Origin of the sequence: uncultured Aquimarina sp. (assembly GCF_947496855.1) — a bacterium.
Classification (GTDB): domain Bacteria; phylum Bacteroidota; class Bacteroidia; order Flavobacteriales; family Flavobacteriaceae; genus Aquimarina.
The window spans coordinates 308,021-330,919 of record NZ_CANMED010000002.1 but is presented as its reverse complement, the minus strand read 5'-3'; the positions used below and the strand labels follow the sequence as shown (position 1 = coordinate 330,919).

Sequence of the window (22,899 nt, the reverse complement as noted above, 5' to 3'; positions counted from 1 at the left end):
TATACTAAATTTTCCCTACATCCTTGTTTTTGTTACTAACATAGATGTAGACGAAAAAATGAGTTCACTCTATTATTACTTAGAAAAGTTAATTTATTTGACTCTATAATTTTTAATTACTTATTTAAAGATTCTGACCGAGCTGTGAAAATCTAAAGCCTCTTTTCCAAACCTTTAATAAATATTGTTGCCATTTCTTCTGTAGCCGAATCTCCATTTTCTGATGATGACTTTATGACATCTAGGAATGTACCATGTGTTATCCGGAAATCATTTAAAATATTCTCTACCATCTGAAACGGTGATAATTGTCTATCAACTTCTTTAATAGTAGGTAATTTCAAAATGCTATTGCCATATATACTCCGGTTTTATTCCAAAAACCCAAATTCTCTCTAATACGATACCTGTTTTGGGATTTTATTTCACTATATTTTTTTCCAAATTGTTTGTGTAACTCAAAATACTAGACCTTCAGCATTCTGGTAGAAGCTTTTATACGCTAAACCTGAAAAACACTAAAATTATTTTTTTCATGTTGGTTTATAAAACAAACTTATCCAGCGTTACTTTTTGTTCTTGGTTATATAGTTTAACGACTTTTACACTTTTCGTTTGATTAGAGAGGCCATAGTTTCTGTAAATTGTATATTTCATTAACGAAGGAGTAGGGCTCGACTCTTTTTCAAAAGATTGAATATTAATAATCCATTCCCCTTCTATAAAAGGTTTATCTATAATGAACTCTTCTGATACGACACCACTTTTTATTCTGTTTGAAAGTAATTCTTGATTTCCCTCAAACGTATGAGACCATTTATAAAACTTTTTTTGAGGATCAACGAACTGTAATTCAAATTCTGTAAAAGGTTTATTCCATTCAAAAACTATACGTACATGAGAACCTTTTGCAATTAGTAAATCTTTTGGTAGATCAGTATATGATATTTCGGATCTATGATTATTTAAAAAATGTCTGAATTGCGCTTCTGCTTGAGGTAATATTTCAGAGAAATCGATATTCTTATCGTCATTATCTAAAATTCTTTTATATAGTTCAAACGATTTTTCATACTTTTTATTTTCTTTATAACTTCTGGCAAGATCAAGATAAGATTGAGCATAATGTGGTTTTAAATCTCCTATTTTTTCATAGATTAATAAAGCCTTTTCTATTTCATTTCTTTCTTCCAGATAAAAGGCCAAGGTCCGTAATACGCTATAATTACTTTCAGATAACTCTGCTAGATTTGATAAGATTTCATCCGAAAAATTTTTATCCCATCTTTTAAAATAGTACATACTGTAGATGTGAAAAGGCACTTCTAATCGATGTGTTTCTAGCAATGAAAAATAGATGTTTTTTGCATTTGAGTAACTATTGCTTTCCCACATGGCTTTCAAGTATGGAGGTCTTTTTAGATTAGGATCTAATAAAAAGTGTGATTCTTTGTATTCATTACCTTCAACCAAAAGTGATGGAGTAGACTTTTTTTCGTCTAATTCGTCAATATTAAAAACTGTTGTAATAATAAATACGCCACCGCTAGTACCATATTTCGTCATTTCAGCAAATGAACTTAGCAACGTGATACTTTTTATTTGTGATGGTAGTAGATGAACTGGAGGATTTTTGTATACAGCACCATCTACAACATAAATAGGATAGTCTTCATACCAAGAAACAAGCCTAATAACACTAATACTTGCTTGATCACCAAACCCTGTCACCTGAACACCAGGTATAATTCGAAAAACATCTCCAAAGAAAAATGAAGATTTAGGAAACTGTTCGTTATATATAGTAAAATTAGAACCAACCATTCTTTTCTTTTTATCTTCTCTGATTATGTCTTGTTTTGATCTTGAATCATTTTTTGCTTTTAGATATACTTGATCAAGAGTTTTATACTTGGGTTTTAATGTTACTGATATTTTTTTTGATGTATCTATTTTTACTCGTTTTGAAAGCATTCCAAATGCCTTAAAAACAAGCACATCATCGTACTCTGCATTAATTGAAAATTCACCATTGGCATTTGTCTCTACCTCATTTAGAGAACCAACCAAGGATACTTTACAACCTTGTATTGGCATGTTGTTTTTTGTGAATACGGTTCCTTGAATGCTGTTTTTTGTGAAATCGATATTGTATACCGATTGATCTTCGATATCATTCATAATAACTTCGACAGCAGTTTCTGTATTTATTTTTGACAGGTTAATATAATATCCTTCACTAGAAATACTTGCATCTTGGAGGATCGTATGATTTGCTTTTGGATTACTATTAACATAAAACGCAGGGATGGAATACATAAATTTATGATCTCCGTAGGTGTGAATACCATCGGTAAATACCAAATATTGATCTGGTGTTTGTTTTTGTTTAAAAAGATCAATAAAATTACTTCCGCCATTGTATCGTAGCTTACGGATCTCAGAAAGCAGCTCTTTACTGTTTCCTCGTTTTATGTAAAATACTTTATCATTTCCTACAATATTAGAAAAGGGTATTAAAGTTATCCGGGCTTCTTTAAGCTTATCTATGTATTTCTTTAAAAAATCTAATTCTGTTTCTAAATCTAAGTTTTTCCTTGATAACGAGGTGTCCCAGTACAATGTTATATTTTCTGGTTTCTTTCTTTTTTTGATAGTATTAGAGGAATCCGGAAACGAAATATCTAATTTAAAAGCCATACTGATTCCGTATTTGACTTCCCAATCATCCTGACTAATATATTTTACAAATCCTTTTTTGTTATTGCTTCCGCAAATTGCAAAACCAATATCATCACCATAAACTTCTACAAGTTCCAAACTTACAATGATATCTTCATTGACCACAATATTATGAGGGGATAAGTCTATAATTTCTTCTCCATCTTTGGCAACTATAGTGTGATATATGTTATTGTTAAGAATGTTTGTTCCCGGTTTATTTTGGTATTTTTTATAGATATTGACTCTTACTAATAAACTATCACTGTAATTTTCTAAGACATAAAATTTTAATTTTTCAAGCTTTGTATTTTTCTTTCTAATTTTCATAGAAGATGCGATTTCTCCTCCTAATGCTTTTTTATCTTTCCAGTATCCCATAAATTTTTTGGAGTAATCGTAAGGACCAATAGTCATTTTTTGTCTTTCCTTTGCTATGACAACAGTCTCTTCTAAAGTAAAAACATCGGGTTCGATATAAATTTTATCATCTTTTAATAAGAGTTTATATAGCTTTTTGGCAGTAAGGGTAATGCTTTTGTAACCAATACTGGATATTTGCAAAACATCATCGTCGTTTATGGTATTCTCATCGTACTGTAGCACAAACTCACCATCACTTTGGCTTACGGTACCAATACCTTTTTCCAGAAATCCTACATTAACATAAGGCACAGCTTGTTGTGTTTCTTTATCTAAGATATATGCATCGATAGTAATCTCGTATTGACCTATTGCGAGTTGATAACTTGCAAGAAATATCCAAAAAAATAAAGCTTTCAGTTTCATATGCGTGATTAATTATAGATGAACAGTTTTTAGTGTAAATATAGTTTTGAGGATTAATACTAAAAATACTACTGAAACTGCAGTTTACACTACTTATTGCTGTTAAAAATCTGTTATAAAGATGGTTATAGGTCTATTTTTCTGCTTTGTTTAACAAATGTTAAACAAAGCAGAAAAATACTTTGAAAATGGAAAGCTATTTTAAACTCATTATTGGGATTGAGAATGTTGTTGAAGTACCTAATTCTTTAGTAAACTACCACTTATTGATTATAAATTCTCGGAGCAAAGAAAATATCTGAACTCTACTGATTCCTAAAATACAAGTTGACTATCTTCCGTGTAATTCCATATTTGGTAAGTCGTTAAGATCTTTTACATAAAAATCGAAAAACCTTTTGGTTTGCGCAAAAAACTCCTTTCGGAACTCTCGTATTCCGTGATCAGCTCCTTCAAATAAAATATAACGTACTGGATGTTTATATTCATATAACTTGTTCACTAACTCCAATGATTCTGAAGCTTGAACACGCCAATCAGAACTACCGTGCATTATTAAAAGCGGTGTAGTCTTACACATTTTATCTGCCCAAAATACTGCTGATCGAGCTGTAAGTTCTTTCTCCTTATTCTTACGATAATTTGGAATGAATTTTTCATATACGTGTTTTTCGAATTCTGGTCGATTTTCAAGTGCTTTAAAAGCATTAGCAGCGCCAGCCAGTACAACAGCCGCCTTGAATTGACAAGATTCTTTAAGAGCGAGATAGGTCATCATACCACCTCTACTTGCACCTTCGATACCTATTCTTGAAGTATCTGCATTATCAATTTCGTCCAAAGTAGGCACGAGATTTAAAACATCATTTAAGTCTTTTCCTCCGACTTCTTCTTTTCCTTCGCTTCCGCTATTTCCTCGATATTGACTAGCTACTACTACATATCCCCAGCTAGCTAGTTTTCCTAAAAAGAAGCCTACTCCAGTTTCATTCCATTGTCCAAATTCGCCAGTTCCTCCTCTATTTGAAATAATACAAGGGAAACTACCTTCTTGAATAGGCTTGGCAATGAAACCTTTAATCTTAAGAGAATCTGATAGGTAGGTAATTCGAAAAAACTCAATGTTTTTAAGAGCCTTAATCATGGTTGAATCGGCCTTATGAATTTTGGCAATTGTAGAATCGCTTAAAATTAACCTTTCTTTTGCTATAATCTTCCCATTTTGAGAATGAGAAAAAGAACACTTTAAAAAAGTGAAAAGTAGAAGTATTGTTAGTTTATATCTCATTATTTGGTTTCGCTTAATGATTTATAGCATTTAAACTACGTCAAAAGGTTTATTTATAACTTCTAAGAATTCTTTTCTAGTATCGGACCCAGTAAATTTTCCTCCATATTCGATTGTACTAGTGAAACTGCTTTTGTCCTTAATTCCTCTTGAGGAAACACATAGATGTTTAGCCTGTATTACTACAATGACATCCTCTGTTCCTAAGGTTTCTTGTAAGTCTTTTAAAATTTGAAGGCATAATCTCTCCTGCACCTGAGGGCGATGCGCATAATAATCTACTAATCGATTAATTTTTGACAGCCCAATTACTTTGTCTTTGGGAATGTATCCCACATGTGCAGTGCCGACAATTGGTAGAAAATGATGTTCGCAAGATGAATCAATGTTGATGTTTTGCTCAATCAACATTTTCTTATATCCATATTTATTTTCAAAAATGGAAGTCTTTGGACGGTTCTTTGGGTTTAAACCATAAAAAAGTTCTTTCACATACATTTTGGCAAACCTATAAGGGGTTCCAGAGAGGCTATCATCCGTTAGATCAAGTCCCAACTCCTTCATGATTTCTGCAAAATGATGTTGTATGTTTTTAATCTTGTCATCATCAGATGTATCAAAAGCATCTGGTCGTAAAGGCGTTTCTGTCGAATTAGAAATATGCGCATCACCGATGGATTCTATTTCATTTCTAGTGTTCATAATAAATTAATTTATACAGTATTTTTCATTGTTACATATACAATACTTTTGATTGTAAAAATGTAGGCGAGCTAAAAAAATAGCAACAACATATATAAGTCCTCCGATTACTGTTAGAATATCAAGTTTTTCATTAATTATAATTGCGAATAGAAGAGACCAACATATCCAAAAAAGATACTTCAACTTATGATTTGAATTGGTTTGTGTAGTTTTATGAACAGCTATAAAGGATAGCCCAAAAAAAATATAATCTAAGGATTTCCACCAAAAAGAATGTGTTTCTTCGGAAACTATCAATCCTGTATAAACTAAAAATAAAAAAGTAGTAACAACGCAATGTATTAGATATAAGCTACTCGCTAAAATCCCTAATCTGTCTGAATTTTTATGTAAATCTAATATTCTCAATGAAAATTGAATTTTTTAATAGCAACAAATATAGTATTATTTTATAAATGCAACTTTGTTGCTTTAGTAATATTTATTTATTTTTGGCAAAAATGATTTTATGATCCGTACGACATCGTTAAGGTTTGCATATCAGAATACAAAAACTCATACTTTTTATTTTCCCGACATAGACTTGTCATTTGAACAGAATGCTTTAATTCTAGGGAACTCTGGTATTGGTAAAACCACTTTGTTACATCTTATTGCAGGTCTTTTAATTCCAAAAAAAGGGAATATATTTATTGGTAATACCTGTGTGCAAGAACTCACCAGAAATCAACTAAATAATTTCAGAGGTAAACAGATAGGAATAATTTTTCAAAGAACATATTTTATTAAGTCTCTAACCTTATTAGAAAATCTCAAAATACGTGAGAAACTTTCTAAAAAAACAACCGATCAGCAGAGGAGAATACGATTAATAGAGCAACTAGAGTTAACCGAAGTTAGGAATAAGAAAGTTTATGAATTAAGTGAAGGTCAACGGCAACGACTTTCTATTGCTCTTGGAATTATACATAAACCAAAGGTTATATTGGCAGATGAACCTACCTCTAATTTAGATGATAAGAACTGTGAAAAGGTCATTTCTTTATTGAAAAAAGAGGCTCGAATTTGTAAAAGTAATTTGGTCATTATTACACATGATCAAAGAGTTAAACCACATTTCGACAAACACATAATTCTATAAAATTGTTATACTTAGCTTTTAAAAATATCATTTCAAAGCCTTTGAATACTATGCTTAGTATTTTGCTTTTAACGTTAAGTATTTTGTTAGCTACTTTTGTTTTGCAAATAAACAAACAGCTTAACCGTCATCTGGAGAAAAATAGTAAACCATTTGATATGGTAATTGGAGCAAAAGGAAGTCCGTTACAGCTAGTATTATCTACTATTTTACATATAGATAATCCAACAGGTAACATATCCCTAGACGAAGCTTCAAGGATAAGCAAAAACCCTATGATAAAAGAAGTTATACCACTTTCTTTTGGGGATAATTATAAAGGTTATAAAATTCTGGGAACTTCTAGTCAATATTTAGGTAAATATGGTGCCACCTGTAAGGAAGGAAGACTAAATACAAAAAATTTTGAAGCAGTATTTGGAAGTGAAGCTGCAAAAAATCTGAATATTAGTGTTGGAAATGCTTTTGTTAGTTCTCATGGGCTACTACAGAATGATATTGATGTTCATGATGAAAAACCTTTTGTAGTTACTGGCATTTTAGCACCTACTGGAACAGTTGTAGATCATCTCATTATTACAAATATTGAAAGTATTTGGGGCGTTCACGAGCATGAACACAAAGAGCACAAAGAAGAGCATAAAGAAATTACAGCCTTATTGTTAAATTTTAGAAACCCTATTGGAGCATTGCAACTTTCTAGGTCTATAAATAAAGATACCTCATTACAGGCAGCACTCCCAAAATTGGAAATTGACCGATTATTAAAATTTTTAGGTATTGGTTTTCAAACAATCAATGGTATTGCTCTGGCAATACTTTTAGTGGCGGGTTTAAGTATTTTTATTAACCTTATAAAAACTGTGAGAGAAAGGAAACATGAATTAGCTTTATTAAGAACATATGGAGCTACTAACTTTCAATTACTGAAATTGGTTTTTTACGAAGCACTTTTTTTATCTTTAATTGGATTTATCTTGGGATGGCTTTTAGGAAGAATAGGTGTTTTACTATTTACAACTTTAGCCTCGAACGCCTATAAATATCATTTAGAGATTAGTATACCTGATGAAAAAGAGTTTTTTATATTAATTATAGTACTTTTTACTACAATACTTGCTACGATTTTAGCCTCTTATTCTTTATTTAAATTAAATATTTCTAAAATTCTAGCCGATGCGTAAAGTACTTTTATTACTTATTTTCATAAGTATCCCATTTCATTTTTTTGCTCAGCAAAAATTATCTTGGAACGATTTAACAGAGGTTAGTTTTAAAGATGTTTACAATGTGCATTATGATGACTATTTTTTGAAACCAACATTTGGACCTATTATAAAATCGCTTGAAGGATCCAAAATTAGTATCAGAGGTTATTTCTTGGATTTTTCTTATGAAGAAGAATTTCATATGGTTTCCAGAAACCCTATGTCTTCCTGTTTTTTCTGCGGCGGTGCAGGTCCTGAAACTATTGTAGAAGTTGTTTTTAAAAATAAACAAAAATATAAAACAGATCAGATAGTAGAAGTTACTGGAATACTGGAACTAAATGCAGATGATGTAGATCACTGTAATTATATATTAAAAGAAGCAACAGCTAGATTAGTGCAGTAAATTGAATTAAAATTATACATTAGCTGTTATAGAAATAAATAATCAAGTTTTATAATACATGGATAAAATAGCATACCATAATTGCCTTAAAAAAAATATAATTCACAAAAGTTTCTTTTTACTCATATTTATAATAATGCTCTCATCTTGCCAGAAAAAAGAGCACCTTGTAAAGGTGGAAGGAGTAAGAATTGAAATAAATGATGCTACTCAGGGTAATCCAGATATAGAGGCTTATATAAAACCATACAAAGCACACGTAAAAAAAACTTTAGATAGTACATTGGCTTATGCACCTGAGGCCTATTCTAAGAGTGATGGAATCCTAAATACTGCTATAGGTAATCTAATGGCTGATCTTATTTTAGAGCAAGCTAACCCTTTCTTTGTATCAAAGACTAAAAATGAAATTGACATGGTTTTATTAAATAGTGGTGGAATAAGGGCATCAATACCAAAAGGTAATATTACAGCACGTACGGCCTATCAGGTGATGCCATTTGAGAATAGCATTATAGTTGTTGAAATGAAGGGTGTTCATATCAGGAAGTTGATTACCTATTTACAAGAATCTCGAAAAGCACACCCTATTTCTGGATTACAATTAATTGTTGATAAAGATTTTAATATTGTGAAAGCCTTGATCAATAATATGGAAATTAAGGATGAAGAGATTTACTTCGTTGCAACTAATGATTATTTGTATCACGGAGGTGATGAGATGTATTTTTTTGAGCACGCTAAGAAAGCTCATAAGTTAAATTATAAAATTAGAAATGCAATGATTGACTATTTTAAAAAAGTAGATACAATTGCACCTAAGATTGATGATAGATTTTTACAAACCAACTAATTCAATAAAGAAATGAAACGAAGAGAATTTGTAAAGCACACAGCAGTAACGGCTGGTTTGTTAACAATTGGAGGAGCTAGTTTATCATCTTTTTCTGCAAGCAAAACTAAAAAGATAACAATCTTGCATACAAACGATGTGCATAGTCATATAGATCCATTCGGGCCGGATGATGGTAGAAATTCAAATAAAGGAGGTGTTGCACGAAGAGCTACAATTATTGAAAGTATCAGAAAAGAGAATCCAAATACATTATTATTAGATGCAGGTGATATTTTTCAAGGAACCCCTTATTTTAATTTTTACGGTGGTGAATTAGAATTCAAGTTGATGAGTATGCTTAAATATGATGTGGTAACCATAGGTAATCATGATTTTGATAATGGAATTGAGGGATTACATGCGCAAATGCCCTATGCAAAATTTAATTTTGTTTCTGCAAACTATGATTTTACTAATACAGTTATGGATACGTTTGTGAAACCATATAAAATAATAGTAAAAGATACTATCAAGATTGGAATATTTGGTTTAGGTATAGAGTTAGAAGGACTTGTAATGAAAGATTTATACAAGGAAACTAAATACCTTAATCCTATAGAGATTGCTCAGGATATGAGTGCTAGATTAAAAAATGAAGAAAAGTGTGATTTAGTAATATGTTTATCACATTTAGGATATGATTACAAAAATGAACCGAGTAAAGTAAGTGATTTGAGTCTTGCAGAAGCTACAGATAATATTGATCTTATTATTGGAGGACATACCCACACCTTTCTTAAAGAACCGACTGTAGTAAAAAACAGAAAAGATAAAAACGTGCTCGTTAATCAGGTTGGATGCTACGGTCTATATCTAGGGAGAATAGATTTTCATTTTGATAGTGAAAAAAATAAAACTTCATACGGAAGTGCTATGGTAGTATAAGATTTTAATAGAATTATTCTTAAGCACAAACATAGCTAACAAACGAAGAATTTTGAGCACTATACATACGATATGAATAAATCCGGTTTACTAAAAGCTAACCGGATTTATTTATATAGCACCTTTAGATTTTATACCAATTAGGTTGATGATTCTTCGTAATCAGGAATAGGCCAATGATCGTTTACATCGAACGCTCCTTTTTTCCATAGGTCAAGCTCTGATTCTGTAAGCAAACAGTCATCTAGTTGTTTAGTAACCAGGTTTATATTTATGTTTTGACCAATAAATACGAGTTCGATTTTACGATCGCCAAAGGTAGGATCCCACTCAGCTTCAATCATCTTTTGATTATCTAAAAATGAGGCATAAGTAATTCTTTCACTAAAGGGCATTGAAGCCCACCAAACTCCGGCTGGATCAGTTTTAAGTGAGCCTCCAGCGGAACCCCAAATAAGGGCTTGATTGGGGCGAGAGGCAAGCCAAAATAATCCCTTGCTACGAATAATATTTGATGGAAAGTGATCCGTGGCAAATTCTAAAAATCGCTGAGGGTGAAAAGGTTTGAGTTCTCTGTAAACAAAAGAACCAATTCCATATTCTTCGGTTTCAGGGATGTGCTCATTTTCGAGTTCCTGTATCCATCCAGCTGACGCTTCTGCTTCTTCAAAATCAAACAATCCTGTATCAATTACTTCACGTATTGATACTTGAGAATTTTGAGTAGGGATAACGCGAGCATTTGGATTTAATTTATGGATAATATCATATAAATTTCTCAATTCTGATTCCGTTATCAAGTCTACTTTATTTAACAAAATAACATTGGCAAACTCTATTTGGTCAGTTAGTAGGTTAACAATAGTACGGTCATCTCCCTCAATATTAGTAAGGTTTCTATCTGTTAGATATTGTGGACTAGAAAAATCCTTTAGAAAATTATAGCCGTCAACAACCGTAACCATAGTATCTACATAGCTAAATTTGCTTAAATCTAGTTGTCCATCTTCACTAGCAAAACTAAAAGTCTGTGCTACAGGAATAGGTTCCGAAATTCCAGTGCTTTCTATAATTAAATAATCAAACCGTTGTTCTTTAGCTAATTTTTCTACTTCTATCATTAGGTCTTCTCTTAAGGTACAGCAGATACAACCATTGGACATTTCTACAAGTTTTTCTTCGGTTCTGGAGAGCGTGTTTTCATTTTTAACGAGTTGTACATCAATATTGATTTCACTCATATCATTGACGATAACCGCAACTTTTAGCCCCTCTTTGTTATGTAAAATATGATTTAATAATGTTGTTTTTCCTGCACCAAGAAAACCACTTAATACAGTTACAGGTAATTTTTTCATTGATTAGAATATTTTGTTTTAATCTTTTAATGTGATCTTACGAGTTACTTTGTTAAATGTTCCAGGAATTAAGTTTCCTGCCTCATCAACTAATTCTAATTGAATAGTAACTTCTCCCAGAGGAAGTCCTTTGATAACATGAGGAGCCCATTCTGTGATCATAAATTCATTATTATTAATTTTTGCGCGGACTTTATTTCCTTCATTAGAAAGTTTTGTATTTAGAACAAAGAAATCTAATAATATTTCCTCTGTACCTTTTCCAGTATATTCGCCTTTTGGTCTACTATAAATAAGTGTTGGTGCTTCCATATTTAAACTTAATTTATCCTCAGGATTTTCTCCAACTACTAGTTTACGAACAACTACAGAATTTTTATTCTTTACTGATTCATGAAATGAACGGCTTAAAAAAGCAACCAAATGATGAACGCCATCAGGTATTTCTTTTTTAAAATTTGGTTCATAATGAGCAGAGTAGGGTTGGTTATTTAGAATAAAATGGATGTGTTGTCCTTTGCCAGAATTTGCCAGCTTTTGTGCATTTGGGCCTTTAGTTTGAGCACCTAATTCATACTTCTCAACGTTAAAAGAAAAATCCATTTCACCAGATTTCTTAGCAACTATTTCTTTAGATGTATCCAAAATAAGTGATGCGTCAACATATGCAGGAGAGTCTGCTAATTTTTCTAATGTAATTTTTGGTTTCACTACTTCTATTTCTTCAGTAATTTCCATTTCAAGCTCATTTATAGTTTCTCTTTCTTTTTTCTCTTGCTTGCAGGAGATAATTACGAAAAATAATAAGAATGCAGTAATAATTTGATAATGAGTTTTTTTGTTCATTTTGTTTTATTTTTAATTAATGTAAAATTCTTTTTATGGGGTGTTTTTATAGAGTCTATCAAAGCTCCATATCGATTCGGTCCCTTGATTGGTAATCGTAACGTTACCTATTCGGGTAGTGCTGTTGTTGTTTTCATTTAATCGACAAATTATTTTCGTAATTCTGCTATACTTAACCTTATTAGAAGGCTCTATATTAATAATAATATCACCGCCAGCTATGGTAAGTATATTTCCGTTTTTTTCCAATAGCTTACAACCTAAAAGCCTTAATTCTTGAGTTACGCGGCGATAATCATCTGGTATACAACTTAGGGAAATTTCTTTAATCCCGTTAAACAGTTTTTCTTCTGTGTAAGTGGATTCAAGGAATGCTTCACGTGAATATGTGGTGTGACGCTTTCCATGAAGGTTATCTAAAAAAGTTGGATTGTAAAAACCATACCAAGTATGTAATGAAGTACCAGGACTTGGTGTATAAAAGGCTTTAAACCAAGTTTGTTTATGGTTTCCTAAAGACATTTTTACAGTTTCGGCGGCATAAAGAAACGAATCTTTCGTAGCTTTCAATTTAGGTTTAACACCCAAATGAAAATGCTCATCGTTATTTTTTAGAGAGAAACCAATACCGCTTTTCCCAACCGGTTCATTATACCGATTTTTTGGACTTAAAATCTCGATATAGTGTTTATATCCGCGTAAATAACAAGTAGACGCTTCATTATGTACGGGAGCAAAATCTGGTAATCCCAGATCTAGAGAACCATATTCATTTTTCCATGTATTGTTCTTTATTAATTTTTCATAAGTAATACTATCGACAACTACGTATAAATGATCTAATAGTAACTTAGATACATCTTTATTGAAAGCCCCATCAATCTTTTCTCGGTCGATAATAACCTCAGAATCTTCTTTTTTTTCTCGTTTATTACAAGAGCCAAAAGAAATGGACAGAATTAAACAAATAGTTATTTGTTTAAACATAACAATCTCTTTTTTCTTTAGACATTATATATCAGCAAATTAATTCTTCTAGTAATATGATTGGTTTATTATTGTGCATCATTAAGAGCATTTAATAAGATGGTTGCAGCAATTCCAAAACCTGCTCCTGATATAAATAGATTCCATTTTAAATGCCCTCCTCTAATAAATTGGGTATATAACCATAGAGATATCATAAAAATTAGTACGATAAACAATTGTCCAACCTCAATACCTATATTAAATGCCAATAAAGGCATAATAATACTATCACTAAATAGCATGAATTTAAAATTACTGGCAAACGCTAATCCATGAATTAATCCAAAAACTAACGCGATGCTATATTTTATTTTAGTGTCCGAAAATTTACCGTGTTTATTATAATTGATAATGTTAGCTAATGCTGTTATCATTATAGTAAAAGGAATTAGCATATCTATAAGTTTGGAATTGGCTGGAATCATATCCAAAGCACTCAGTATAAGAGTTCCACTATGCCCAATAGTGAATGCAGTAATAATAACTAATATTTGTTTCCATTGCTCTAGTTTAAAAGCAGCACATAATGTCATTACAAATAATAAATGGTCATATGCGTTAATATCCACTATATGATGCCATCCATTAATAAAAAAAGAACTTAAATCGTCCATTAGGTATGAGGTGTTATAAATTAAGAGTTATTGGTTTATCTAGTGATGTGATTTCGAAGTAATTTTCTGAAATAAAAGGGGGAATTCTTACTGTCATTCTATTTGATTGTAAAAAATCAAAATCTTCAAAAAAAAGTGTGTTTTCGATACAAATTTGATCTCCCTCTTTTATAACTGGAATCTTATTAGAAAATTTAATAGATATAACATTATGTTTTTCAAAAACTTCTGATGATTCATATGCAAGAGTGTATATTTTATCATTAATGATTATTTTATAATATCTTTCAAAATAATCTTCAATACCCTCTATATCTTGTTCGGATAACTTTAATGCATTAAAGTTTTTAGTAAACGTGTCATTCATACTATAAGTAAAATCATCCATGAAAACTCTACATTCTACTCTTAAAATGTTGCTTTTTGGAAAGGTTTGAATTAGCGAAGATGTTAATTTTATAGGATGGGAACTGCTAAATGATGTTGAAAAAAGTAATAGACATCCAAGAAGTAATATCTGATGGAATTTCATAGTTGCAGTATTTTAATTATTTAGATAATATTTGTTTAGGATAAGTAATTACGATAGTAGTACCTAGTTAGGAGATAATTTACCGTACAATAGGACTTTTTTTTCGATTGTTTCTGGAGGATAAAAAATTAGATTATTTGTTTGATATACAAAGCTTTCAGTAATAATTTTATTGTGTTTTAGAGATTTCCCTAGTACCGAAGTTTCTAGCATGTACCTTTGTTGTTTTTGTAAATGTCTGGATGCCAAAAGCATTATTCTTAAAATTGGATGACTTTGGTTTAGGAAGAAGTCTGGTAATGTTTTATCCAATTGTAACAAGGTTTCATTAGCATTAAAAAAAGGTTCAATTTCTGGTTCAAGTACTTCTCTATAGAAAATATTCATGTATTTCGTTATAAAAACAACTTGAGTAATTTTTTGATTCTCAATTAAGGTAAGAAGGCTTTTCTGAGTATCTATATCCCACCTGAAATTAGCTCCAAGGGCTGTATGAAAAAATGCTTTGCCACTATAAGTTTGTCTTAAAATACTTTCTATATTGTCCGTTGGACAAATCATAAACAAACAGTTGTCGGATTTTAGTTTCTTAAAAATCATACAATTTCTGCTACATTAAAAAAAACGGTGAGTGATATAAATCTATTTTTAGATTTATATAAGATTGTTTAGAATATACAAATGTATATGCTACTTTATTTGTGACGGTAAAGAAGTAATTTCTTCTGGTTTGTGTTATGGTTTTTTCCAAAATCAGAATAATATTCTTCAATTTAGTTTGTTTCCAAGGCTGAAGAGTAAATACTTGATTATTCCCAGATGTATCAAAAAGATCCGTTCGTAAAGACGTTTCTGTCGAATTGGAAATATGTACATCGCTGAAGGATTCTATTTCATTTCTGGTGTTCATTGTAAATTAATTTATACAGCATTTTTTATCGTTACATCTGCAATACTTTTGATTGTAAAAATGTAGGCTAACTAAGAAAATAGCAACAACATAGATAAGTTCTTCAGCCAATGGTAGGAGATCAATTTTTTCATTAATTATAATTGTGAATAGAAGAGACCAACCTATCCAAAAAAGATACTTCAGTTTTTGATTTGAAGTGGTTTGTGTAGTTTTATGAACAGCTATAAATGATAGCCCTAAAAAAATAAAGTCTAAGGATTTCCACCAAAAAGAATGTGTTTCTTCGGAAACTATTAATCCTGTTTGAGCTAAAAATAAAAAAGGAGTAACAAGGCAATGAGCTAAACATAAGCTACTTGCTATAATCCCTAATCTGTCTGGGTTTCTATGTAAATCTAGTAGGCGCAATGAAAATAAGTTTTTATAATCGCAACAAATATAGTGTTATTTTATTAAATGCAACATTGTTGCATTTAATAAAATACTTGTAAAGTAGGGATTGAATAGATTTCTTCTTTTAACAAAATTGGTTAGACTAATACACTTCGATAGAATTAGGATTTATGTTAAATAATAGTTAATAATAGTTAATAATAGTTAATATATGTTAATGTTTTTTGTCGTTTAAGCATAGGGATTTCTTACAAATTTTTACTGAGGGAATTTTCTGATTAAATGCTTGTTAATCCGCTATTTTAGCTAAAGCAACAAGATTGCAATAGTGTGTTTTTTTATATTTAATACCCTTCTTATTTTTTGCTTTTCAGTGACTTAGCCTGTGGTTTTGCCATAATTTTTTTTTGATTTGAATTTATACATTTGGACTTTAACACAAATTTTAACTCAATATGAAAAATTTAAGTAAACTAGCTGTGGGTACCCTGCTCTCGGCATTAGTAATGACTTCTTGTCAAAATGAAAATCTCTCTGATGGAGCTGCGGAAACGATTGTAGAGCCTACCAGTACGGAAGGGAAAATAATTCCTGGTGAATACATTGTAGTATTCAAAGATTCCAAAATTGAACCAGCATCGAAAGTTTTAGAAAAACGATCTTTTACGAGTAGAGAAGAAAAAGCAAAATCGGTTCGAGACATTTCTGAAGTATCTATTAAAAGAATGAATACTATTTTATCAGAAAATGCTCTGGATCAATCTAAAGTTTTAAGCTATTATACTACCAAAATTTCTGGGATGGCTATTAAACTTGGAGATAATGAATTCCAAAAATTATCTAAAGACCCTAGTATAGCCGCAATCGAGTATAATCGAGTTGTGGAATTACCAAAATTTGAAGTAGAAGAGGTTGTAACCGGAGAAGTGTCTCAAAAAATGGCCCAAGAAACCCCTTGTGGTATCACAAGAGCTGGAGGTGCTGCTAACGGTGCAGGTAAAGACGAATGGATTTGGATTATTGATAGTGGTATTGATTTAGATCATCCAGACTTGAATGTAGTTACGAATTCTACCTATGCAAGATCTTTTGTAGGTGGATCTGCTAATGATTGTAATGGTCATGGAACTCACGTAGCCGGAACAGCTGCTGCAGTTAATAATGGTATTGGTGTTGTAGGTGTTTCTGCCGGCGCAAGTGTAGTACCAGTTAGAGTTTTTGGATGTAATGGAGGTAGTAGTACTGCTACAATATTATCTGGAATAAATCATGTAGGACAATATGATCTGGCAGGTGATGTAGCTAACTTAAGTTTAGGAGGATTTTTTGGATCTGGGTGCTCAAGTAATTCTTCTTACAGAAGTGCATTATTGGCTTTAGGAAATGGAGGAACAAGAGTTGCAATTGCAGCAGGAAATAGTAGCGCTAACTCGGCTAATTATCAGCCAGCTTGTGTTAATGGAACGAATATCTATACCGTTGCTTCAATGACTTGTAATAGAGGATTTTCATCTTTCTCAAATTATAATATGAATCCGGTGGATGTGATCGCTACAGGTAGTAGCGTGAGAAGTACATATTTAAATGGAGGTTATGCTACATTAAGTGGTACTTCTATGGCATCACCTCACGTTGCAGGAATTATGCACGCTAGAGGAAATGGACCTAGAACATCTGGTACTGTAAGTAACAGAGGAGAAAACTATCCCATAGCTGTAAGATAAAAGATATAGTCTTTGTTTTTAAGTTGGGACGTGTAGTTACGAAACCATTGGCTGGAGAGCTGATGGTTTCATTTTATTTACACTTATTACAGATGCCAATTACCAAGAACTGAGTCTCTTGAATGGTGAAACCTTCTAAAGTTGGAATATGTAAAGTATTAGGTTGACAAGTCACCTCTTTACACGTTTGGCATTCAAAATGTATGTGATTATGAATCTTATGAGATGTTCCACAGCTATTACAAAGCGCATAATATGCTTTTCCATTCTTACCAGTTACAAAATGAACCTCTCCTTTATCGGCAAATCGATCTAAAATTCTATATATAGTCGTTTTATTAACCTTTATAGGTATAGCTGCCATAATATCTTCAGCGGACATCGCGTGTTCTGTTTCAGAAAGGATTTTCTTAACAAGATTTTGCTTTTCAGTATTTCTTGATTTTTTGATTTCCATGGTACAGTATTCAAACTCCTTTACTTTATCGAAAGTAGTGATTTTTTAGCTATTAGTGTTTTTTCTATGAAATTGAAAAAAACCTTATTTCAATATTTATCTTTCAGCAAATTTGTTTTTTACAATAAATGGAAATCTTTTTAAATTCGATTAGTAAGGATGTGGAGTTTTTTTAATTTCAAAAGGGATATTAAAATAATTTAGTAAAAAATTAGTTTTATATAAGATTTGAATCGTAAACTAATTAATCAAAATCATGAAAACATTTAGTAAATTAACCCTAATTGCAACAGTTCTTTTATTTATTTCCTGCAAACAAAATCCTGCTGAAGCTCCAGAACATAAAGCGATGGTGACTGAACATTCCGAAATGGAAGAGTCTCATAGTAAAATGGAAAAAGAACACAATGCTATGAAAGATGATCATCAACAAATGGAAGCTGCTCATAAAACTATCGAAAATGATTCTATTCATTTATTAACAGAAAAGAATCATGAAACCTTATTATCCAAACATGGTAAACTTATTTCGGCACATAAGGCATTGATAGAAAAACATACTGAATTAGAAGTAAAACATGCTTCTGGTGAGATAACATTAGAACAAATGACAGGAGAACATGAGTCAATGAAAGCTGAACATGAAAATATGGAGAAAGAGCATAAAAGTATAACAGCTGAGCATAAACGAATTACAGAAGAGGATCAAAAAATGATGAAGGAAGATAAGGAGAAAACTGCGGAAGAGACTTCTGATCAGTAAATCTTTAATCATATTAGAAAAAATCCTTGAAATATTATTTCAAGGATTTTTTAATTTACTACAATCATGAATTTAGACTTTTTAATCTAAACTACAGCACAATACTAATAAACTGTAAACCTGTGCTGAATTACTTATTAATTAAGAGAATGGTTTAATCTAAGAATAAAGGCCTTTAAGAATTCATCCAGAAGGGTAAAACGTAGAACCCTTACTTATACAGATGGGATTGAATATTTTTGTGGATACAGTATTCAAACTGCTTTATTTTATCGGAAGTAATGATTTTTTAATCATTAGCGTTTTTTTATGAAAGTAAGACGAAACTTCTCGGAATTGCTTAAATAAAACCTAATGAATAATTTAAAATTTTGTTAAAATAAAAAAAACCTATTTTATTATTTCTAATATTGCGAACATGCACAAACGTGTACTTACATATGTAATTGCTCTGTTTTTTACAGTGTCATTCCTTGTTCCGAGGGTCACAAGCTTGCATGCCTTGAGTCATCTATCGGATGACGACACTCCTATTTCTTGTGAAATTTGCGATATTATAGTTGATTCTCATCAGTTTGATCTAGTCAATGATGATAATTTCTACATAGAAATTGAAGGTAAAAGTATACCCAGCTCATTTGTTGTAGTAACCCAATACAATGCTCCACAAGAAAAGATTCTTTCTCCAGCTTATATTTATAATAAGCCTCCACCTCTTACTTAAAGGATGTATCTCTTGTTATTAAAATCTATTTAAGACACGAATTTGTATTCGTGAATCAATTATTTATTCCATTTTTATTATTAGCACTCATAATTATTATGAAGTAGCTGGAAAAAGTATAATAATAATGTATTTATAGTCTACAATAGAACACACTACACAATAAGATATTTTCAATACAACTCGATTTTCGTCTTTAATAATTGAGTTTAAAACACGAATCGTCAAACTTATTTTTTTACATATACATATGCTGAAAGCAATCAATCTTACCAAAACATACGGTAAGCACCAGGCACTTAGTCAATTGAATTTATCTGTTGATAAAGGAGAAATATTTTGTTTACTAGGTCAAAATGGTGCAGGAAAAACAACAACAATCAATCTATTTTTAGGCCTAATTCAATCCACAAGCGGCGAAGCTTTAATCAATGGAATTACTGTTACGCCTACTAGTAATAAAACTACCAAAATGATTGCTTACATCCCTGAAGTTGTACAATTGTATGGGAATCTGTCGGGTATTGAAAACTTAAATTTTTTCAGCAGATTGGCTGGTTTTAAATACGCCAATAAAGAACTTTCTGACTTTTTATCAAAAGCTGGATTACAAGAAAACGCACATCAAAATAAATTATCCTCTTATTCTAAAGGGATGAGACAGAAAGTTGGTATCGCCATTGCACTTTCTAAAAATGCGGATTACATCTTCATGGATGAACCCATCTCAGGTTTAGACCCTAAAGCTACACTTGAGTTCACCAAAATTTGCAAAGAATTAAGCAATGATGGTAAAGCAATTTTTATGGCTACTCATGACATTTTTAATGCAGTAAACGTAGGAACCAAAATCGGTATTATGAAAGAAGGACAATTGGTACATACTTCTAACACGGAGACTATTAATGCAACTCAATTACAAGATTTATACTTAAAAACTATCTAAACGTAAAACAAATTAACTCACACAATGAAACTTTTTAAATTATTACCCACCCTTTTATTACTATTATTTGGATATGCAACATTTGCACAAGTAAAAGTAACTGGAACTATCGTCGATTCGGAAAACACCCCTATAATTGGAGCTACAATTTTATTAAAGAATACAGAAAATACTTTTGGCAAATTAACTGATAAATCAGGACAATTCGAAATAGATGCCCCTTCTGGTAACTACAACTTAGAAGTACGATATTTAGGGTTTCAATCTTATAAAAATAGTATTGAAATTAGCAATAGTTCTACATTTGATGCAGGAACTATTCAATTAGAAGAAGGTACAGAACAACTACAAAGAGTAGAAGTCGTTGGTCGTGCACGAACGGATTACAATAGTGATTATTCGTTTTCATCTACCAAGGTCGCCATAAAAAACAGAGAATTACCTCAGGCAGTATCAACTATTACAAAGGAATTAATAAATGACAGGCAAGCCTTTCAGATAGCGGATGCAATAAAAAATTCTAGTAGTGTAACGCATACAGGGTTTTATAATCATTTTAATATTAGAGGTATTACTCAGGCAGAAGATGGTCAACTTATTAATGGTATGCGAACGCGTCAGTATTATTTTTTACAACCGATTACCTCCCATATAGAAAGAGCAGAAGTTATTAAAGGTCCGTCTTCTGTAACTTTTTCTAGTGTTGATCCTGGTGGATCCGTTAATTTGGTGACTAAGAAACCATTAAAGGAAAAAAGAAATGAAGTAAGTGCTACTGTAGGAAGTTTCGGAACATTAAGAGCAACCGCGGATTTCACAGGGCCATTAAACGATTCAGGAACTTTATTATATCGTTTTAATACAGCTGTTCAGGAAGCGAGATCTTTTAGAGATTTAGTACAGAACAATCAATTTTTGATAACACCATCCATTACATTTTTGCCTAATAGTACTACAGCGCTAAACGTAGAAATGATATACAGTAGTGGTGTTGGGAATTTGGATCGAGGTCAACCTCTTTTTGGTGCGATTAATGGTCAATTTGATCTAAATAGTACAGATATTTCAACAAATGTTGGAGCTGCGAATGATTTTTATGCTTCGAAAGAGTTTATGGTAATCAGTAATTTTAGTAAAGAGATTACAGATAACATTGGATTCAATGCTTCTTATATGAAGCAAACTTGGGAAGAAGACCTTGCAGAGCATCGTGTTGCCGGTTCTGCGGCAGTAGATATAGATGGGAATTCAATACCGACATTAGCTGAATTAAGATATACAGAGAGACAACAATTTTGGATTACAGATAATTATACTGCATATATTAATTATGACTTTGAAAATGATAAAGTTACTAATAAATTATTAGTAGGATATGATGGTAGCAGATGGGAGCGTACTATAGGTGGAGCATCAAATGGTGCTCGTAGATATAGAAGATTAAATGGTACTGCAACTTCTTTTGATCCTGCCGAAGCTGATCAATTTGAAACTATTGACATCGATGGTGTAATCGCACCAAGACCAAATGTTGATCATTTTGATCTTGCAGACCCTAATAATACAGCCAGAGAAACTTCAGGTTATATTACTTCAGAATTTGCTATTCCAGCAAATCTTACTACTTCAAATGGTATTTATATCCAGAACCAGTTTAAGATAGGTAAATTTTCTGCATTACTAAATCTTCGATACGATTGGTACGAAGATATTTTTGATTACAAATCAAACAGTGAAGAATCATTTAAGAATCAAGCTTTTATACCTAGAATAGGGTTAACGTATGAAGCTACTGAGGCTATTAGTGTTTATGGCTCCTATGTAGAAGGATTTCAGCCACAGTCTAATACGGTTTCTCTTTCTCCTGCTACCGAAGGGTTTTTCTGGGCAGGTTCTCCCGCTAGTTTTGATCCTTTAGAAAGTGACAATATAGAATTTGGTGCCAAAGGAGAGTTTTTAGGGGGAAAATTAACAGTGAACGCTGCGGTATATCAAATAACTCAAAAAAATCTATTACAGCAAGACCCTAATGATGAATCTGTATTGACAGAACGAGGAGAGCAGCGTAGTAGAGGTTTTGAATGGGATCTTACCGGATATGTATTACCTAATCTTCAATTAAGTGCTTCATATGCATTTATTGATGCTGAAATTATAGAAGATGATGATCCAGCATTAATTGGTGAACGTATTGGAGGAGCGCCTGAGCATAGTGCTAATTTTTGGGGGCGATATGATTTTACGCGTGGAACTCTAAGAAATATTGGTGTAGGTTTAGGAATGGTATATCGTGGAGATCGTTTGTCTTGGTATGGAGATCGCATCGTATTACCATCATATACTGTATTTGATGCAGCTCTGTATTATCGTCCTTCTGGAATTGATATGCAAATTGCTTTAAAACTTAATAATTTATTAGATGAAACTTATTGGAATGGAGCCTTAAATGCAACTAGAGTTTTCCCTGGAGCTCCAAGAAATGTGTTGTTAACTACAACATATAAATTCTAAAAAAAAAATGAAACCGATATGATTCGTGTAATCATATCGGTTTTATATGAC

The 22,899-nt window shown here is 31.7% G+C and carries 24 protein-coding genes; 10 read left to right on the top strand and 14 right to left on the bottom strand.

All coding sequences use genetic code 11. The features are described from left to right. Window positions 1-152 precede the first annotated feature (152 nt). From Q0921_RS07535 to Q0921_RS25050, 5 genes are all read right to left on the bottom strand, one after another. A complete protein-coding gene (locus Q0921_RS07535; protein WP_299255581.1) occupies window positions 153-344 on the bottom strand; it encodes a hypothetical protein in 192 nt (63 codons plus the stop codon). A 199-nt stretch (window positions 345-543) separates the two neighbouring features. Continuing rightward, window positions 544-3,510, bottom strand: coding sequence for a carboxypeptidase-like regulatory domain-containing protein (locus Q0921_RS07530; protein WP_299255579.1), 2,967 nt, complete (start codon window positions 3,508-3,510; stop codon window positions 544-546). 331 nt (window positions 3,511-3,841) lie between these two features. Beyond that, window positions 3,842-4,798 carry a prolyl oligopeptidase family serine peptidase gene (locus Q0921_RS07525; RefSeq protein ID WP_299255577.1) on the bottom strand — a complete coding sequence of 319 codons (957 nt, stop codon included), beginning with the start codon at window positions 4,796-4,798 and terminating at the stop codon, window positions 3,842-3,844. A 30-nt stretch (window positions 4,799-4,828) separates the two neighbouring features. Continuing rightward, window positions 4,829-5,500 carry a GTP cyclohydrolase I FolE gene (folE, locus tag Q0921_RS07520; RefSeq protein ID WP_299255575.1) on the bottom strand — a complete coding sequence of 224 codons (672 nt, stop codon included), beginning with the start codon at window positions 5,498-5,500 and terminating at the stop codon, window positions 4,829-4,831. A gap of 6 nt (window positions 5,501-5,506) precedes the next feature. Beyond that, window positions 5,507-5,911, bottom strand: coding sequence for a MerC domain-containing protein (locus tag Q0921_RS25050; RefSeq protein ID WP_367183327.1), 405 nt, complete (start codon window positions 5,909-5,911; stop codon window positions 5,507-5,509). A 100-nt stretch (window positions 5,912-6,011) separates the two neighbouring features. Here Q0921_RS25050 and Q0921_RS07515 point away from each other — a divergent pair, with 100 nt between their 5' ends. From Q0921_RS07515 to Q0921_RS07495, 5 genes are all read left to right on the top strand, one after another. Continuing rightward, window positions 6,012-6,644, top strand: coding sequence for an ABC transporter ATP-binding protein (locus Q0921_RS07515; RefSeq protein ID WP_299255573.1), 633 nt, complete (start codon window positions 6,012-6,014; stop codon window positions 6,642-6,644). A 50-nt stretch (window positions 6,645-6,694) separates the two neighbouring features. After that, complete coding sequence (locus tag Q0921_RS07510; RefSeq protein WP_299255571.1) at window positions 6,695-7,828, top strand: FtsX-like permease family protein; 1,134 nt, start codon at window positions 6,695-6,697, stop codon at window positions 7,826-7,828. Next, on the top strand, window positions 7,821-8,258 hold the full coding sequence (locus Q0921_RS07505; protein WP_299255570.1) for a hypothetical protein: 438 nt from the start codon (window positions 7,821-7,823) through the stop codon (window positions 8,256-8,258). The genes Q0921_RS07510 and Q0921_RS07505 overlap by 8 nt, the downstream gene beginning before the upstream one ends. 136 nt (window positions 8,259-8,394) lie before the next feature. Further along, the gene (locus Q0921_RS07500; RefSeq protein WP_299255568.1) at window positions 8,395-9,111 is read left to right on the top strand and encodes a 5'-nucleotidase C-terminal domain-containing protein; all 717 of its coding nucleotides are present in this window, start codon (window positions 8,395-8,397) and stop codon (window positions 9,109-9,111) included. A 12-nt stretch (window positions 9,112-9,123) separates the two neighbouring features. Then, window positions 9,124-10,038 carry a bifunctional UDP-sugar hydrolase/5'-nucleotidase gene (locus tag Q0921_RS07495; RefSeq protein WP_299255566.1) on the top strand — a complete coding sequence of 305 codons (915 nt, stop codon included), beginning with the start codon at window positions 9,124-9,126 and terminating at the stop codon, window positions 10,036-10,038. A 140-nt stretch (window positions 10,039-10,178) separates the two neighbouring features. On the opposite strand, the gene Q0921_RS07490 is transcribed toward Q0921_RS07495, so the two are convergent. The 8 genes from Q0921_RS07490 to Q0921_RS07455 form a co-directional block, all read right to left on the bottom strand. Then, window positions 10,179-11,396 (bottom strand): GTP-binding protein, encoded by a 1,218-nt coding sequence (locus tag Q0921_RS07490; RefSeq protein WP_299255564.1) that lies wholly within the window; start codon window positions 11,394-11,396, stop codon window positions 10,179-10,181. A gap of 18 nt (window positions 11,397-11,414) precedes the next feature. Beyond that, window positions 11,415-12,242: a hypothetical protein gene (locus Q0921_RS07485; protein WP_299255562.1), complete on the bottom strand. Its 828-nt coding sequence runs from the start codon at window positions 12,240-12,242 to the stop codon at window positions 11,415-11,417. A gap of 33 nt (window positions 12,243-12,275) precedes the next feature. Continuing rightward, window positions 12,276-13,229, bottom strand: coding sequence for a DUF5829 family protein (locus tag Q0921_RS07480; protein WP_299255560.1), 954 nt, complete (start codon window positions 13,227-13,229; stop codon window positions 12,276-12,278). A gap of 68 nt (window positions 13,230-13,297) precedes the next feature. After that, a complete protein-coding gene (locus tag Q0921_RS07475; protein ID WP_299255558.1) occupies window positions 13,298-13,885 on the bottom strand; it encodes a HupE/UreJ family protein in 588 nt (195 codons plus the stop codon). Between the two features lie 13 nt (window positions 13,886-13,898). Then, window positions 13,899-14,417 carry a DUF6702 family protein gene (locus tag Q0921_RS07470; RefSeq protein ID WP_299255556.1) on the bottom strand — a complete coding sequence of 173 codons (519 nt, stop codon included), beginning with the start codon at window positions 14,415-14,417 and terminating at the stop codon, window positions 13,899-13,901. 63 nt (window positions 14,418-14,480) lie between these two features. Next, the gene (locus Q0921_RS07465) at window positions 14,481-14,978 is read right to left on the bottom strand and encodes a hypothetical protein (protein ID WP_299255554.1); all 498 of its coding nucleotides are present in this window, start codon (window positions 14,976-14,978) and stop codon (window positions 14,481-14,483) included. Window positions 14,979-15,027: 49 nt separating this feature from the next. Then, the gene (locus tag Q0921_RS07460) at window positions 15,028-15,327 is read right to left on the bottom strand and encodes a hypothetical protein (protein WP_299255552.1); all 300 of its coding nucleotides are present in this window, start codon (window positions 15,325-15,327) and stop codon (window positions 15,028-15,030) included. 6 nt (window positions 15,328-15,333) lie between these two features. Beyond that, window positions 15,334-15,738, bottom strand: coding sequence for a MerC domain-containing protein (locus Q0921_RS07455; RefSeq protein ID WP_299255550.1), 405 nt, complete (start codon window positions 15,736-15,738; stop codon window positions 15,334-15,336). Window positions 15,739-16,178: 440 nt separating this feature from the next. On the opposite strand from Q0921_RS07455, the gene Q0921_RS07450 reads away from it, so the two are divergent. Further along, entirely contained in the window at window positions 16,179-17,447 is a 1,269-nt protein-coding gene (locus tag Q0921_RS07450; RefSeq protein WP_299255548.1) for a S8 family serine peptidase, read from the top strand. A 73-nt stretch (window positions 17,448-17,520) separates the two neighbouring features. Here the strand turns inward: Q0921_RS07450 and Q0921_RS07445 are convergent, their stop codons facing one another. After that, window positions 17,521-17,904, bottom strand: coding sequence for a Fur family transcriptional regulator (locus tag Q0921_RS07445; RefSeq protein ID WP_299255546.1), 384 nt, complete (start codon window positions 17,902-17,904; stop codon window positions 17,521-17,523). A 256-nt stretch (window positions 17,905-18,160) separates the two neighbouring features. Between Q0921_RS07445 and Q0921_RS07440 the strand changes: the two genes are divergently transcribed. The 4 genes from Q0921_RS07440 (at window position 18,161) to Q0921_RS07425 (ending at window position 22,848) form a co-directional block, all read left to right on the top strand. After that, a complete protein-coding gene (locus Q0921_RS07440) occupies window positions 18,161-18,667 on the top strand; it encodes a hypothetical protein (RefSeq protein WP_299255544.1) in 507 nt (168 codons plus the stop codon). 418 nt (window positions 18,668-19,085) lie between these two features. Beyond that, on the top strand, window positions 19,086-19,391 hold the full coding sequence (locus Q0921_RS07435; RefSeq protein ID WP_299255542.1) for a hypothetical protein: 306 nt from the start codon (window positions 19,086-19,088) through the stop codon (window positions 19,389-19,391). 250 nt (window positions 19,392-19,641) lie between these two features. Beyond that, window positions 19,642-20,337 carry an ABC transporter ATP-binding protein gene (locus Q0921_RS07430; RefSeq protein WP_299255541.1) on the top strand — a complete coding sequence of 232 codons (696 nt, stop codon included), beginning with the start codon at window positions 19,642-19,644 and terminating at the stop codon, window positions 20,335-20,337. A 24-nt stretch (window positions 20,338-20,361) separates the two neighbouring features. Further along, entirely contained in the window at window positions 20,362-22,848 is a 2,487-nt protein-coding gene (locus Q0921_RS07425; protein WP_299255540.1) for a TonB-dependent receptor, read from the top strand. Window positions 22,849-22,899 lie beyond the last annotated feature (51 nt).

Bases quoted from the DNA above. Each gene is read 5' to 3' on its own strand.
- Q0921_RS07530 (WP_299255579.1), bottom strand. From the start codon at position 3,510: ATGAAACTGAAAGCTTTATTTTTTTGGATATTTCTTGCAAGTTATCAA.
- Q0921_RS07525 (WP_299255577.1), bottom strand. From the start codon at position 4,798: ATGAGATATAAACTAACAATACTTCTACTTTTCACTTTTTTAAAGTGT.
- folE (WP_299255575.1), bottom strand. From the start codon at position 5,500: ATGAACACTAGAAATGAAATAGAATCCATCGGTGATGCGCATATTTCT.
- Q0921_RS07515 (WP_299255573.1), top strand. From the start codon at position 6,012: ATGATCCGTACGACATCGTTAAGGTTTGCATATCAGAATACAAAAACT.
- Q0921_RS07510 (WP_299255571.1), top strand. From the start codon at position 6,695: ATGCTTAGTATTTTGCTTTTAACGTTAAGTATTTTGTTAGCTACTTTT.
- Q0921_RS07505 (WP_299255570.1), top strand. From the start codon at position 7,821: ATGCGTAAAGTACTTTTATTACTTATTTTCATAAGTATCCCATTTCAT.
- Q0921_RS07500 (WP_299255568.1), top strand. From the start codon at position 8,395: ATGCTCTCATCTTGCCAGAAAAAAGAGCACCTTGTAAAGGTGGAAGGA.
- Q0921_RS07495 (WP_299255566.1), top strand. From the start codon at position 9,124: ATGAAACGAAGAGAATTTGTAAAGCACACAGCAGTAACGGCTGGTTTG.
- Q0921_RS07490 (WP_299255564.1), bottom strand. From the start codon at position 11,396: ATGAAAAAATTACCTGTAACTGTATTAAGTGGTTTTCTTGGTGCAGGA.
- Q0921_RS07485 (WP_299255562.1), bottom strand. From the start codon at position 12,242: ATGAACAAAAAAACTCATTATCAAATTATTACTGCATTCTTATTATTT.
- Q0921_RS07480 (WP_299255560.1), bottom strand. From the start codon at position 13,229: ATGTTTAAACAAATAACTATTTGTTTAATTCTGTCCATTTCTTTTGGC.
- Q0921_RS07475 (WP_299255558.1), bottom strand. From the start codon at position 13,885: ATGGACGATTTAAGTTCTTTTTTTATTAATGGATGGCATCATATAGTG.
- Q0921_RS07470 (WP_299255556.1), bottom strand. From the start codon at position 14,417: ATGAAATTCCATCAGATATTACTTCTTGGATGTCTATTACTTTTTTCA.
- Q0921_RS07465 (WP_299255554.1), bottom strand. From the start codon at position 14,978: ATGATTTGTCCAACGGACAATATAGAAAGTATTTTAAGACAAACTTAT.
- Q0921_RS07460 (WP_299255552.1), bottom strand. From the start codon at position 15,327: ATGAACACCAGAAATGAAATAGAATCCTTCAGCGATGTACATATTTCC.
- Q0921_RS07450 (WP_299255548.1), top strand. From the start codon at position 16,179: ATGAAAAATTTAAGTAAACTAGCTGTGGGTACCCTGCTCTCGGCATTA.
- Q0921_RS07445 (WP_299255546.1), bottom strand. From the start codon at position 17,904: ATGGAAATCAAAAAATCAAGAAATACTGAAAAGCAAAATCTTGTTAAG.
- Q0921_RS07440 (WP_299255544.1), top strand. From the start codon at position 18,161: ATGAAAACATTTAGTAAATTAACCCTAATTGCAACAGTTCTTTTATTT.
- Q0921_RS07435 (WP_299255542.1), top strand. From the start codon at position 19,086: ATGCACAAACGTGTACTTACATATGTAATTGCTCTGTTTTTTACAGTG.
- Q0921_RS07430 (WP_299255541.1), top strand. From the start codon at position 19,642: ATGCTGAAAGCAATCAATCTTACCAAAACATACGGTAAGCACCAGGCA.
- Q0921_RS07425 (WP_299255540.1), top strand. From the start codon at position 20,362: ATGAAACTTTTTAAATTATTACCCACCCTTTTATTACTATTATTTGGA.